Annotated in this window: 10 protein-coding genes; 3 read left to right on the top strand and 7 right to left on the bottom strand. The window is 63.1% G+C overall.

All coding sequences use genetic code 11. The annotated features are described in order from the left end of the window. The first annotated feature begins 16 nt into the window (after positions 1-16). From FB598_RS01755 to FB598_RS01745, 3 genes are all read left to right on the top strand, one after another. Positions 17-4,873: a hypothetical protein gene (locus FB598_RS01755; protein ID WP_141912092.1), complete on the top strand. Its 4,857-nt coding sequence runs from the start codon at positions 17-19 to the stop codon at positions 4,871-4,873. Between the two features lie 128 nt (positions 4,874-5,001). Then, the gene (locus FB598_RS01750) at positions 5,002-5,358 is read left to right on the top strand and encodes a hypothetical protein (RefSeq protein ID WP_183405765.1); all 357 of its coding nucleotides are present in this window, start codon (positions 5,002-5,004) and stop codon (positions 5,356-5,358) included. A 142-nt stretch (positions 5,359-5,500) separates the two neighbouring features. Then, complete coding sequence (locus tag FB598_RS01745; protein ID WP_141912089.1) at positions 5,501-6,823, top strand: hypothetical protein; 1,323 nt, start codon at positions 5,501-5,503, stop codon at positions 6,821-6,823. Positions 6,824-7,003: 180 nt separating this feature from the next. Here FB598_RS01745 and FB598_RS01740 read toward each other — a convergent pair whose 3' ends face one another. The 7 genes from FB598_RS01740 to FB598_RS01710 are packed head-to-tail and all read right to left on the bottom strand — an operon-like array spanning position 7,004 to position 13,907. Next, positions 7,004-8,488 carry a methyl-accepting chemotaxis protein gene (locus FB598_RS01740; protein ID WP_141912086.1) on the bottom strand — a complete coding sequence of 495 codons (1,485 nt, stop codon included), beginning with the start codon at positions 8,486-8,488 and terminating at the stop codon, positions 7,004-7,006. 29 nt (positions 8,489-8,517) lie between these two features. Next, on the bottom strand, positions 8,518-9,450 hold the full coding sequence (locus FB598_RS01735) for a nitrilase-related carbon-nitrogen hydrolase (RefSeq protein WP_141912084.1): 933 nt from the start codon (positions 9,448-9,450) through the stop codon (positions 8,518-8,520). 12 nt (positions 9,451-9,462) lie between these two features. Further along, positions 9,463-10,164: an ABC transporter ATP-binding protein gene (locus FB598_RS01730; RefSeq protein ID WP_141912081.1), complete on the bottom strand. Its 702-nt coding sequence runs from the start codon at positions 10,162-10,164 to the stop codon at positions 9,463-9,465. Further along, positions 10,148-10,879, bottom strand: coding sequence for an ABC transporter ATP-binding protein (locus FB598_RS01725; protein ID WP_141912079.1), 732 nt, complete (start codon positions 10,877-10,879; stop codon positions 10,148-10,150). The genes FB598_RS01730 and FB598_RS01725 overlap by 17 nt, the downstream gene beginning before the upstream one ends. Next, positions 10,876-11,844: a branched-chain amino acid ABC transporter permease gene (locus FB598_RS01720; RefSeq protein WP_141912077.1), complete on the bottom strand. Its 969-nt coding sequence runs from the start codon at positions 11,842-11,844 to the stop codon at positions 10,876-10,878. Before FB598_RS01720 ends, FB598_RS01725 begins: the two co-directional genes overlap by 4 nt. After that, a complete protein-coding gene (locus FB598_RS01715; RefSeq protein WP_141912075.1) occupies positions 11,841-12,707 on the bottom strand; it encodes a branched-chain amino acid ABC transporter permease in 867 nt (288 codons plus the stop codon). Before FB598_RS01715 ends, FB598_RS01720 begins: the two co-directional genes overlap by 4 nt. An 18-nt stretch (positions 12,708-12,725) precedes the next feature. After that, positions 12,726-13,907 (bottom strand): ABC transporter substrate-binding protein, encoded by a 1,182-nt coding sequence (locus tag FB598_RS01710; protein ID WP_141912073.1) that lies wholly within the window; start codon positions 13,905-13,907, stop codon positions 12,726-12,728. Positions 13,908-14,017: the final 110 nt, after the last annotated feature.

Genomic DNA, 14,017 nt, shown 5'->3' with positions numbered 1-14,017 from the left:
CTATCGATATTTCATCATGGCCCACATCAATACCTCCTCCCCGCCCATTCGCGATATGGCCGCACTCGGCATCGCCGCCCAAGAACCCGCCGAAACGCACGAGCTGCGCGACCTCCCCGCGCCCCCGCCCGGCGGCACGCCGGCCGCGCGCGTGCGCGACAGGCGTCCGCCGAACCTGCAAGCCGAGCCTGCCCACGAGCCGTCGCTGGCGTTGACGCATCTGCACCACGACGCCCCCGCAGACCCGCACATGGAAATCGCCCCCAGCCAGACTATGATGGCCGAGTTGAGTTCGCCGCATGCTGGCCGTTCGCCGGCGCTGCGCCAGTTGCACCAGGACATGCGCGAGATCGGCGTGGAGCGCGCCGAGCTCACTGCCATCATCAAGACCCTGGGTGGACGCGAAGTGGCCTCGGCCTCGGCCGGCGTATTGCTGGCTTCGCCCAACGACCACGTCGCCATCGTCAGCTTTCCCTTCAAGTTCCGCACCTCCACCGTCACCACCCACCTGCTGGTCGTCAAGGACAGCGTGGACGACGAACACGGCAAGACCGATTTGTATTTCCTGAAGGGATATGCGGATCGTGTCGTGGGCGCACGCGACCTGTTGGCATTCGATCAGCGCCGCGCCGAACTGGTACAGGCCGAACAGGACCAGGCCAGCGTCGCCCGCAAAGGAAAGGACAAGGGAAAAGGCAAGCAAAAGGCCGATGCGCACGATCAACCCACGATGATGGAAACCTACATCTGCACCTACCTGCTCGAACTATCGAAGAAATCCTCGCTGTCCGCCCGCCGCAGCCTTGATGAGAGCAACACCATCATCATGCCGGTGCCGCTCAATGCGACGCCGTTTCCACGACAGTTCGCGTGGGCCGCGGCAGAAAACTACATGGCCGAAGGCTTCGGCCCGCGCCCCGCCGTCAACCGTGGCGACGGCCGCGAGAAAAGCGATTTCAGGCTTGGCTACAGCGACCTCAACGGCCCCGAGAACCGCAACATCATCTTTATCACCGAGCAGAAATACCATGACCGCGCGCGGCCGATGCAACATCGCGCATACGGCGATTATCCGGCCAGCCTCAATGTGGGGGGCGGCGCCATCGCCGAGGTCACCGGCTTCGACGAGCACGGGGTGGAGATCATGGGGCCGGCGGGCAAGGTGGCCGGCGTCAAGCTGGCGACCATGCGCGAGGTCGTCGACAAGTTCATGCGCGACAAACCGCGCGACCGGACCTTGATCGTGCGCACCGAAGACCAGTACCGGCACCAGTTCGTCTACACGCCGCAGGGACTGCAGATGACGCTGCTGGACCAACATGGCGAACCGGTCAAGGCGCTCGCGCCGCTGCCCGGCTCCGACGTTTCGGCCTACGGCTGGCGCGGCGCCAATACCGGTCCTTTCGGCAGCCTGCCCGGCTACGCCAACTCGATGATCGTGGTCTCGACCGGCGAGGCGATTCCGGCCGGGCCATTCCTGAAGGATCGCCACAGCTTGAAGGGGATTGCCACGGCGGCCTCGCATGCGCTGGTCGACGTCATCCTCAACGACATGAATCCGGCCATCAAGGGCACCACTGCCAACTCCGCCCTGAACACCGCCATGCGCGCCGCGGTCACGGCCGCCACCGTGTACGGCATGACCTCGCTGATCAACACCTTCCGCGACGAGAAGACCCATGCGCTGTTCGAAGGCGCGCAACCATTCAGCGGTTCCGGCGCGGGCCTGGTGGACGCCAAGACACTGGCCGGCGCCATCGCCGTCACGGTGCTGGCGCAGGACGTGGTCAGCATGGCGTATCGTTTCGCCTATAAGAATTTCGTCAAGGACACCGCCAAGGGCCGTGAGAAATTCAGTGGACAGGTCTTCAACGAGGCGATGCTGCCTTTCCTGGGTGAGTTGGGACGCCTGTTGGTCAACTACGGCATCCAGAAGGAAATGGGACTGCCGCGCGGCAACGAAAAGGACATTGCCAGCCTGGTCGGCGTGGCGACCTTGTTGACGGCGGTGAATTTCCTGCGTGGCCGCTCGGGCGACCCGGACAACCATTTGCTCCTCAGTGCGACGTACAAGACCATGGATTTCTTCGCCGCCGACCTGGTGTTTCGCACCATCGGCGCGGTGTTTGGCGCGGACGTTCCGGCGCTCGACACTGGGAGCGGGGAACATGTCCATACCGATCTTGGCAAGAACTTGCTGGAAGCGTTCGTCACGCGCATGGGGGCGCGCGGTCCTGACAAGTGGCTGCTGCCCGTGGTCGGGCTGGTATTCTCGGCAGCCGGACTGGCCGGCGCCAATGCGCGCGCCGGCGAAGACCAATTGGCGCGCGAAAATGCGCCCAACAACCTGGTGGCGCGAATACGCGACGCAATCAACGTGCTTTCGGTCGATGGCGAGCGGCTCATCGAGACCGGTCGCGACAAGCTGGAAGACGTCGAAGGACTGCGTCGTACAGCCGTGCTGCTCAAGCGCGGCGTGGAGCATATGCGGCGCGCCATCAACCATCTCAACCTGGATGAACCCCAGACCCATGCCGGCGAGCTGGCCCAGGTGCGCGACGCGGCACGCTTCCATGACATGACCGCGCCGCAACAGGCGGCACACCTGGATGCAGTGGCCAGCCGCTATCAAGGCATGATCGCGGCTTCCGACGTGTTCGCCGAGCGCAATCTCCCCGCCTCATCTGCCGTGCCGGATGAAGCGCAGGGCTCCGAAGCCGCCCCGCCGGACCTGAGCCTGGCGGTGTCCAACAGCAGCGCCAACCTGCCCCAGCGCATCCGCGAGCAGGTCGAGTTGTTGATGAAGAGCTTTCCACAGGCCTATGCCGAAAACCGTGAAATCATCTATCCCACCGCGGTGGCGCCAGACTTCATCGCCGCCACCCTGCCCCACACCGCCAAGCCCGGCGCCCCATTCGCCAAGACCGAACGCATGCCGCGCGACCATACCACGTTCACCGACGCGCAGGTGCCCTATGTCAAGGAGATCCAGCGCGCCCTGGCCGAAGCGCCGGGCATGCCGCGCCGGGTGGAAGACAGCAATGCGCTGTACCTGCAACTGAGCAACCGCATGCTCGACGAAGGCGACCATTCGGTGCACTCCTACTCACTCGAATCGCAACTGTTCCACTATCTGTTGCGCTGGGCGCAGACGGGCCAGGAAAAGTACCTGCGACTGGCGTCGGGGGTATGGTTCAAGATCGCGGCGATGAACCATCGCGGCAACGTCACCGGGGAACGCGACAAGTTCGTCACCGCCATCTCGGTGCTGATGGTCAACCTGATGGCCTTGCATGGCAAGCCGGCGGCGCACGTGGTGCACCGAGGCGTCGTAACCGACGCCCATTACATCGAGCAGTCGCGCCAGGAAGAGGCGCGCGAACGCTATGGCGATGATGCCGTGTTCATCGGCGAGGGCGCGGTGGTCGCCATGAGCGAGATCATGTCGGTCACCAGCTCGACCCAGATGACGGCCACCTTCCTGCAGGGGCTGGGCCACGGCGCCGCGCCGATCGATCGCAGCCAGCATATGGTGATCCGCCAGGAAACCGCCTTGCCGGTGCCGCGCCAGACCGAGCATATACAGGTCGAAAGCCTGTTGATGCCTGGTACGGTGGCCACCATCGATCGCATCGACCATAACCCGCCACCGCAGAGCAACCGCGACATCAAGCAAAAACGCAAGACTGGCGAATTGATGAACTCCGCAGAGAGCCAGGAATTCAATCTGGGGCAGGTGCTCTATACCAGCGTGGTCGATACCTTCCTGGCTGAGGTGCGATACATGCAGTACCTGCAGGCGCAAGCCAGCGGCAAATCGCTTGAGCCGGATATCGAAGATGGCGCACTGTGCTGCCATCCCGAGACTTCGCAACTGTACCGGTATGACAGTGCACAGCGGAAGATGGTCTTCACCGGGGGGACGCTGAATTACTTCCATGGCGGTCCGCAAGAACCGAAGGAGCACGAGCAGGCACGCTGGCGCGAGCCCTACACCTCGCCGCTGAGCCCGGCGCAGATTCGCATCGGCATCCAGGGGGCGATCCTGATCGGCCACCCCGTCGTCCCCTATCTCAACGATATGGTGCGCAACGTGTCCCACGAGATCTATCGGCGGCTGGGCGGCTACTATGATCCGGCCAGCCCCAACTATCAATACAAACTGGCCGACGACGCGCGCCGGTCTGCCATGAAACAGGCGGCAAAGCGTCCTATCCAGGAGATCCAGGCCTGGACGCCGCAAACCCTGTTCACGCTGCCCGCGTCCGGGCGCGCATTCGTCCCGGGGCAGCCGTTTCCAGGCGAACTGATGGCACGGGTGTTGAGCTCGGCGCTGCACCGGGCCATGATGATCATGGAGGTCGACGCCAGCGGCGAGCTGGTCATGCAGCAACGCTCGCGCATCGACCATAACAACCGCGCGCGCACGGAGGAGGTGCCGCTGGTGCATCGTCACTTCCTCAAGACGCACGATCATTTCGACCTGACCTACGATAGCCAGCGCGCACCGATGCTGGGCGTCGGGCCCAATGGCTACTATCTGGTGGCGCTGCACCAGGGCCAGTACCGGGCGGTGCCGGTCAACATCGCCGGCCCCGGCCTGCGCGCGGGCAACCTGATGCATGCATTCCTGGCGCAGGCCTATCCCAATCCCAACCGCAGCCGCTACACGGTCAAGGGCAACGAGATCAAGAGCGCCACCGCCACGCCGCGTGGCTTGCGCCGCCTGCTGCCGGGCCAGAGCGACCATGTGGCCAATTCAGCCACGGACATGCTCAAGCGGCTGAAGAACTTTGCCAAGAGCGACTATGACCCTGTGGATAAATGGTTGGGCGAGATTTATACAGAACTGCACGGCGGCACCGGAAAATGAGGCCGGCAACTGCGCATGCTTAAGCAAGCTCGGCGCACGGTGGAACCATGACGCCGTGCGCCGCCACTCAAACCGGCCATCGAGCTTATCTCGCCAGGCATTCCGACATCACCTCACCGGAGTTCGCCATGATCAACAAGTTCATCGCCATCGTTTCGCCGCTGCTGTTAGTGACCGCCTGCGCCAACGCCCCCGTGGCCAGCCTGATGCCATTGGAAGATGGCAGTTACCGCAGCCTGGCCTACTCGGAAAGCGAGCAGCAGGCCCTGGGAAGTTCACTCAAGCTGGCTGAAACCACCTGCCGCGAGCGCAACCTGCGCCATGCCATCGTCAATGCCGACACGCGATACCGGGGCCTGCCGCTGCGCCGGACCGAGCCGCAGGAGACAGCCGCCGAACTGGCCGCCTACGTCAATTCCCCCCGCTTTCCGGCGCTCGATGCCAACGATGACTATGAGGTCAAGGTGCTATTCAAGTGTGTCTGATGAACGCGCCGATGGAACCGGCAATAGGCTGCGCGACACCCAAGCTCAATAGCGGATTAAACGGCGCCTGGCGCCACCCGATCCGCGCCGGGCGTATTTCGTGACGCCGGGCCGCGGTAACCTCATTGTCTTGGAACACATCATGCAAGTCTCATCGAACAACACTACCGTCCCCGTCGATGGCGCTCATCCCGACGCCATCACCCCCGCACCTGCGCGCAACAAGCCTACGCTGCCGCCGCCTTCAGAGGGAATTTCAGAGCAGGCCGTACGCAGCGGCAACATCATGGAACTGAGCTTGCGCTCTGAACATGGCCGCACCGCCGGCGCCGGCGCGCTGGCCAACGAAACGCCCGAAGCACGCCTGGAACGCTTCAATGACCTGGTCACGGTGGCGCGCAAGCACATGCTGGTCGGGCGCCACGAAGACGCCGAACAATTCGAGGTACGCGTGCAACAGCGCGCGCAACGCTTGCTGGAACGCGGCGAAAACCCGCGCCAGCTGGAAGCCCTGTTCACCTTCTCCAATTTCGGCATCGACCTGCCGGCTGACGCCGTCCAGGGCGCCCTGCTGGGTGCGCCGTTCGCCTTCGCCAACCTGATCGCCAAATTCCTGCCGGCCTTGACGCCGGCCAACAGCGGTGCGCTGTCGGGTGCGATCACCATCCTGCTGGTGCACGCCGGCTCCAACGCCATCAACCAGGGCGCCTCTAACGTGCCGCGCTGGGGCAATACCACCAAGTCGCTGGAAGATATCCTGCCCGAGCAAGACCCGCGTGGACCGCTCACGGCCGTCGACGTGTTCAAGAAGATCGGCTCCACCTTCCAGCTGTTCCCGGTATCATTTGCCGCCACCGGCGGCCTGGCCTCGGGCATTGCCCTCGCCGACCTACCCACCGCGGTCAACGCGACGTACGGTATCGGCCCCGCCACCGCCGTCGTCGGCAGCAGCGTCGTCAGCGCCGCCGGCCACGCGGTGGACCGCTATTACAACCGCATCGACAGCGGCCATATCCTGTCCGAGGATGACTGGGAAGGCTCGCTCGACGAGCTCAAGCGCGCCACCTTCAAGGACGCCGCGGCCAATGGCCTGAATCATGTATTCAACAAGGATACCCTGGGCCTGGTAGGCGAAGGATTGAAGCAGGCGGTCCTGACCCTGCCCAACCTGTCGACACTGGCGCAGGGCGCAGTATGGACCGGAGGCTTGTCGCTCTACAGCGTGGTGACGGCCGAGTTGAACAAAAATCCCAATCTGTCCGATACCGACAAATTCATCAGGCAGCAGATGATGTTTGCCGCGGCCTTAGTCCCGATCACCTTCTTGTGGACCGCTGCCATCGCGGTGGGCCCGTTGCTCGACAAGAAGGCCGGCGCGGTGCTGTCGGCCGTATGGGAGAGCCTGCCCCTGCGCAGACATGAAGCGGCGCAACTGGCGCAGCTGGCACAGTTGCCGCAGCAATAAAGCCTTACTGCCGGCGCCGCCAGCGGCGCCTGATTCGATCCAGTAGCACGCCCAGCAAGCCGCCCGACGCCCCCCGCCGGTGCGGCTTGCGGTCTTTTTGACAGTCCTGGACTGCGTCGGCGCAACGCAACAGCAACTCGCCTTCGGTCGATCCCTTCATGGTCGCGCTCCCGGTGCAGGTCAATCCTGCCGTTTGTAATATCCGCAGACAAAAAACAGCTTGTCCAACTTTTCGAAGTAAGCCGACTTGAGCTGCACCTTGCGCGTCAACGGATGGACCCATTTGTAATCGGTCCAGCCCGAGTTGGCCACTTGCAGCTTCTGCGTCATCTCTTTGTTGAAGAACTTGCCATCGGCGTCGGCGATACGAGTCCAGTCCGCCCCCCAGAGACGACGATTGGCGCCGTGGGCGACGATCTCGCCGTCGAACGAATACACGATGAGGTACAGGTCGCGGTCGATGAAACTGCCCTTGGCCAGCTTGCGCACCTCATCCACGGCCGCAGCCACGCCCTGCTTCCGGGCAAAATCAATGGCCCGCCGCACCATCGCACGGGCCTCGTCGGCGTTGCCGAGTTCGCGTTCACCCAGCACGAACGCCTGAACCGCATGCGACAGCGACAATGCCTGGTCCTTGAGGCTGTCTGCCACGCGCGTGGTCTCCAGCACCATCGCGGCGTTGCGCTGGGTAGCATCATCCAGCTGCGTCAGGGCCGCACTGACTTCGGCGATGCCGATGCTTTGCTGGCCGCCGGCGGTGGCGATCTGGCCGATCAATTGGGCTACCTGGCGCACTCCCAGTGCGATCTCTTGCATGGCGTGGCCGTTGCCGCCCACCAGCACGTTACCACGCTCGACCTTGTCCACCGAATCGGCAATGAGCGCCTTGATCTGGCGCGCCGCCGCCCCGGAATGGCGCGCCAGCTCCCGCACCTCGGCCGCCACCACGGCGAAACCACGGCCCTGCTCGCCGGCCCGCGCGGCTTCGACCGCCGCATTGAGTGCGAGGATATTGGTCTGGAAGGCAATGTCATCGATCACGCCCACGATCTCCTTGATCTGCTCCGAGCTGTCCCGGATCTCACCCATGATGCGCACCAGGTCGCCGGATACGCCCTGGCCCTGCGTGGCAAGGCGGTCGGCTTCCATGGCCAGGCGATTGGCCTGGCTCGTATTGTCGGCGTTATGGCGCACATTGGCGCTCAATTGCTCCAGTGACGCCGCGGTCTGCTGCAGCGAGCTGGCCTGCGCCTCGGTGCGCCCGGACAGCGCGGTGCTGTCGGCGACGATCATGTCGGAGGTCGCCGCCAACGTCATGGTGCCCAGGCGCACGTCGGCCACGACCTTGAACAGCATCTGGTTGATCGTGTCGAGGTGCCGCGCCAACTGGCCCATGTCACCTCGTGCCTGGATCACCAGGCGCTGGCTGACGTCACCTGTCGCCAGGCGCGCGGTATGCGCCGTGATCGCATCGAAAGGCCGCGCCAGGGCCCGCAGGTTCCACCAAGCAATAACCAGGCCAAACAGCAGCATCAGCGCCGCAGCGCCAGCCTGGATATCTGCGCCCGGGGCCTGCCAGGCCAGCAAGCCAGCCATTACCCCCATCAGGCACAACAGGACAGCCTGGCTGACCACCAGACGGGTACGGAGATCGAATGCGCGCACGGCGGGGACTCCAGGCCGAAGTGGCCGAATCAATCGGCGGCGCGGGTAACGGCCAGTTGCGGCCGCTCCTCGACCACCAGCTTGAACACATCGGGCCGCGCATAGTGACCGGCGACATCGAAGTCGAACTTGCCGCGCACCACATCGTCCATATCCAGCTCGGCGCACAGGATGGTCTCGCCGGTGAAGTCGGGGCCGGCCAGGATCTGGCCCAGCGGATTGATGATCACGCTGCCGCCGCGCATCAGCACCTGGCCATTGTCGTCGCTGATCAGGTTACGCATGTTCGACGGAAAATCGGCACGGGTCAGGTATTGGCAGGCCGATAGCACGAAACAGCGGCCCTCCAGCGCCACATGGCGCATGCTGGCCGCCCAGCTGTCTCGATCGTCGGCGGTCGGGGCGCAATACAGCGATACTCCCTTGTCGTACATCGCCATGCGCAGCAGCGGCATGTAGTTTTCCCAGCAGATGACGGCGCCCATCTTGCCCCAGGGGGTGTCGATTGCGGTCAGCGTGGAACCGTCCCCAAAGCCCCAACACAAGCGCTCGGCAGCAGTCGGCATGAGCTTGCGGTGCTTGCCCAGCAAACGGCCATCGGGACCGAAGAACAGCACCGTGCAATACAGGGTGCCGCCGGCGCGCTCGATGACGCCGATGGTCAGGAAGATCCCGGCTTCGCGTACCGCCTCGCCCAACGCCTTGGTCGCCGGGCCGGGGACATCGACCGCACACTTGTAGTACTGGGCAAACTCTTCACGTCCCTCGGGCGTACGCATGCCGATGCGAATGTCGAAACTGGCGCCCTTGGGATAACCGCCGATGAAGGCCTCCGGGAACACCGCCAGTTGCGCCCCCTTCCTGGCGCACTCGGCAATCAGGCCCGCGGCCTTGGCGATGGTGGCGATGGTGTCCCCCGCCACTGGCGAAGCCTGCACTACACATGCTGTCATTTTTGTCATTGCTGTTCTCCGTCAGATTCCAAGATAAGTCCTGCGTATATCGTCATTGCTGGCCAACTCGGCCGTGGTGCCGGCCACCGCGATGCGCCCTGCTTCCAATACGTAGCCGCGACTGACGATCTTCAGCGCGGCCGCCACGTTCTGCTCGACCAGCAACACGCTGATGCCGCGCTGGTTCACCTCCGAGATCGCTGCGTGCACCTCGGCCACCATCAGCGGCGCCAGGCCATGGCTGGGCTCATCCAACAGCAGCATCGCGGGGCGCGACATCAGCGCGCGGCCAATGGCCACCATCTGCTGCTCGCCGCCCGACAAGGTGCCGGCCTTCTGCAACTGGCGCTCCTGCAGGCGCGGGAACAGCCGAAAGCAATCCTCGATATCGCGCTGTTCGATCTGGCGGCGGCGGTGATACCCCCCCAGCAGCAGGTTGTCCTGCACCGTCATGTCGGCAAACACATGGCGGCCCTCGGGCACGCAGGCCAACCCGTGCTCGACCCGTCGGTGGGCCGGTACCGAAGAAATATCCTTGCTACCGAATTCGATGCGCCCGCTACAACGCGGCAACAACCCCAGGATGGCGCGCATCAGCGAGGTCTTGCCGGCGGTGTTGGCGCCCAGGATGGCGACTGTCTCGCCGGCGCGCACCTGCAGCGAGATATCGTCGAGCACAGTGCGTCGGCCGTAGCCGCCCGTCACGTTATGCAGGCTGAGCATGTTCACTCCCCAGATAGGCTTGGATCACTTTTTCGTTGCGCGAAACCTGTTGCGGCGAACCGTCGGCGATGAGCTTGCCGAAATTGAGCACCAGGATGCGTTCGGAAAGGTTCATGATGGCGCGCATGTGATGCTCCACCACGACCATGGTCAGGCCGGTGCGGTCGCGCAGCTCGCGCAAGGTATCCATGACGCGATCCATCTCCAGCGGCGTCAGTGCCGCCATCACCTCGTCGAGCAACAGGATGCGCGGACGCGTGGCCAGGGCCCGCGCCACCTCGCCCAGCGCCTTCTGCGGAAAGGTCAGGTCGTCCACCATCAGTTGTGCGGCCTGGGCCATGCCGACCCGCTCCAGGCAATCGTGTGCCAGCTCCTGGGCTGAAGCGACGGTATTGTTGAGCAAGGCCGCCGTCATCACGTTGTCGAGCAGGGTCATTCCCGGGAACAACGCCGTGTTCTGGAAGGTCTTGGTCACGCCGGCCCGCGCCACGACATGCGGGCGTCGACCATGCAATGGCTTTCCTTCGAGATGGATTTCTCCCGCGCTCAGTCGCTGCAGGCCCACCAGCGAACTGAACAGCGTGGTCTTGCCGGCGCCGTTGGGGCCGATCAGACCGACGATCTCGCCCCGGCGCAATGAAAAACTCACATCCGACACCGCAGTGAGGCCGCCGAAGCGCACCATCAGGCCCTGCGCCTTGAGTAATTCGCTCATTTGGCCGCTCCTGCTGTGCGTGACGGCCACAACGACAGCGAGGCCAGACCTTGTGGGCGCACCAACACCACCACGATCAGCACCACGCCGAAGATGAACGGCGCCACACCCGCAGCCTGGTTGGAGAATCCGGCATTGAGCAGTTCCTCCACCAGTACCACGAACACCGCGCCGATGACCGGCCCCCACAGGCTGCCGACACCGCCGACGATGGCAATGAGCGCCGCCCGAATCGAGATGCCGGCCACGCTGAAGACGCTGTCGGGATCGAAAAAGGCTGTGAACTGGGCAAACAGCGATCCTGCCAGTGCGGTCAGCGATGCCGACACCACACCACCGATCAGCTTGACTCGCAAGGTATTGACGCCGGACATCTCGGCGGCATCCTCGTTTTCCCGGATGGCGCGCAGGTAATACCCCATGCGTCCGCTGGCCATGAACTGGTAGACCGCACATACCAATACGAAGAATGCCGCCAGCACTGGCACATAACCCCCGGCTCCACGGAACTGCAACATGCTCCATGAATTGCCGATGAAGGGAATCGATACTCCTTGCGGACCGCCCGTCAATTGCGGAAACGATACGGCCACGATATGGCAGGCTTCACCGAAGGCCAGGGTAGCCAGCGCAAAATACGGCCCCTTCAAGCGCATCGTGGGCAGCGCAATCACCCAGGCCGCGACACTGGCCAGCAACATGCCCACCGGCATCCCGAACCAAGGGCTGATGCCCCAACGGATCTGCAACAGCGTGGAAGCATAGGCGCCAATACCGAAGAATGCCGCATGGCCTAGCGAAACCTGGTTGGCCAGGCCGCCGACGATATTCCAGCACTGGCCCAGGGAGGCCGCCATCAGCACCAGGCACAGCACCCGCACGGCATAGCCAGTTGGCTGCAGCAGCGCGCCTGCGGCGACACAGGCCACGCCGCACAGGACGATAAGCAACAGGGATTTCTTCATTTTTTCGCTCCTCCGAGCAGCCCTTCCGGCTTGAACGCCAGCAGCGCGATGAAAAACACGAACAACGTAAGGTTCTGCATCTGGATCGGCATGAACAGCGCCGAGAACGCCTGCACCACCCCCACCACCAACCCTCCTGCCAACGCCCCCATCACGCTGCCCAACCCGCCCAGTACCACCACCGTGAACATGAGGGTGACGAACTGCGAGCCCGAGGTCGGATTGACCGACGAATACGACAGGATGATGCCGCCGCCGAAGGCGGTCAGCCCGGTGCCCAGGCCAAATGCGACGCCGTAGATCAGATTGGTATCGATGCCGAACAGACGTGCCGCCATGGCGTTCTGCGAAGTCGCCCGAATCGCTCTTCCGGTCCAGGTATAGCTCAGAAACAGCCACAACAGCACACACACCGCGGCCCCTAGTGCAAAGGCGATCAGGTACGGCACCGAGATGAACAGGTCGGCCACTTCAATGGCGGCAGTCTGATAAGGCGTGGTGACACTACGAAAGGTAGAACCGAACAACATCAAGGCGCCATTCTCGAGCACCGCCAGCAAACCTACCGTCAGGAATATCTGCGCCACCGGAGAGGCATTGATGACGCGCCGGATCAGCAGCCACTGGCAGACGAAACCGATGGCAAAACCGACCACCAGCGCAATGAAGGCGCCGACGATGGGATCGATACCCAGGTAGTGCGAGGCGAACCATGCCGCATACATGCCCAGCATGAGGAACTCGGCCTGGGCGAAGTTGACGATGCGCAGCACGCCGAACACCAGCGACAGACCAACCGAGATGACACCGTAGACGCCGCCGATCAGCAGGCCATCTATCAATGATTGGAGCAAGGCATTCATGTCTTCCCCGATATCGGCTTATTTGACTTCATGGCCAAGCCAGCGCGGCGCCTGGCGTGCGGCCGAGGCGGGAAACACCGTGACCAGGTCAGCTCCGCGCCATTGCACGAAGATCGGATAGGCGCTGGACGTCAGGCCGTTGGCATCGAACGCGGTACAGCCGCCCGGGATACCCGTGGCCAGCCCCTCGCAGTTACGTACCTGGGCGATGGCATCACGTATCTTGGCCGGGTCACGCGACTTGGCTCGGTCGGCGGCTGCCACCATGTGCTGCAAAGCGGCGCCGTACATGATCGATTCGTGCGCCATGAACATGCCGTACTTGGCCTTGTAGCGTGCCGCCAGTTCTGGCACGTTGTCGTAGTTGGCCGGCGCGATCGAGAACACGTCTTCGGCATAGGGGCCGAGCGCCTTCTGGAAGTCGGGGATGATGTAGCCGGCAGCGCCGCCGACGATGGGCAAATCCACCTTCTGCTGCTTCATGGTGCGGATGATCAGGATGCCGTCATTGAAATACGACACCGGAAAAACCACCTGTGCCTTGGAGCGACGCAATTTGTTAATCAGCGGCGCGACGTCGGTAATGCCCAGCGGATAGGCGTCGTCGATCACTACCTCCACTCCAGCCTTTTGCGCAGCCTTGCGGATTCCGTCTGCCTGTGCAGTGCCATAGGCCGTATCTTCATAGAAGATGGCAATGCGCTCGATCTTGGTGCCGGCTTGCTTGGCCAGGTCAACCGCATAGCCGAACTGTTTCTCACCGAAGGTGGAAGCCTTGGGCGCCACCTGGAAAATATATTTATAACCGCGGCCAGTGATCTGGTCCGCAAACGAGTGGGTAATCATCGGGATACCGAGTCGCTCGGTCGCCTCGGAGGCGGCCAGCGTGATCGAGCTGACGAACGACCCTATGATGCCGACCACGCCATCCTGGCTGACCAGCCGCTGCACCGCAGCTGCGGCGCCGTTGGGAGCCGGGACGTCGGCAAACACCAGTTGCACCTTGTCAGCCGCTGCCCGATTCTTGTTGATGTCTTCCAGCGCCAGCTCCATGCCGTTGCGCGCATTCGCGCCGAACTGCGCGTTGGCGCCCGAGAGCGGAAATACGGCGCCGATCTTCAGCACTTCGGCGTTGACGTTAGTGAAAAATGCGACAGACACGGCCATTGCGATGGCGGGTACGGCGAACAAAGTCTTCATGATCATCCCCAAAATTTAGTCGGCGATGAAAATATAGAACCAGTAAAAATTTATGTCAAAGAATTTCGACATAAATATCAATAAAATTTAAAAAATACCGCAATCATTAT

Source organism: Herbaspirillum sp. SJZ106 (assembly GCF_006715495.1).
GTDB lineage: Bacteria > Pseudomonadota > Gammaproteobacteria > Burkholderiales > Burkholderiaceae_D > Herbaspirillum.
The sequence above is the reverse complement of the archived record's forward strand: the minus strand, read 5'-3'. Positions and strand labels throughout refer to the sequence as shown.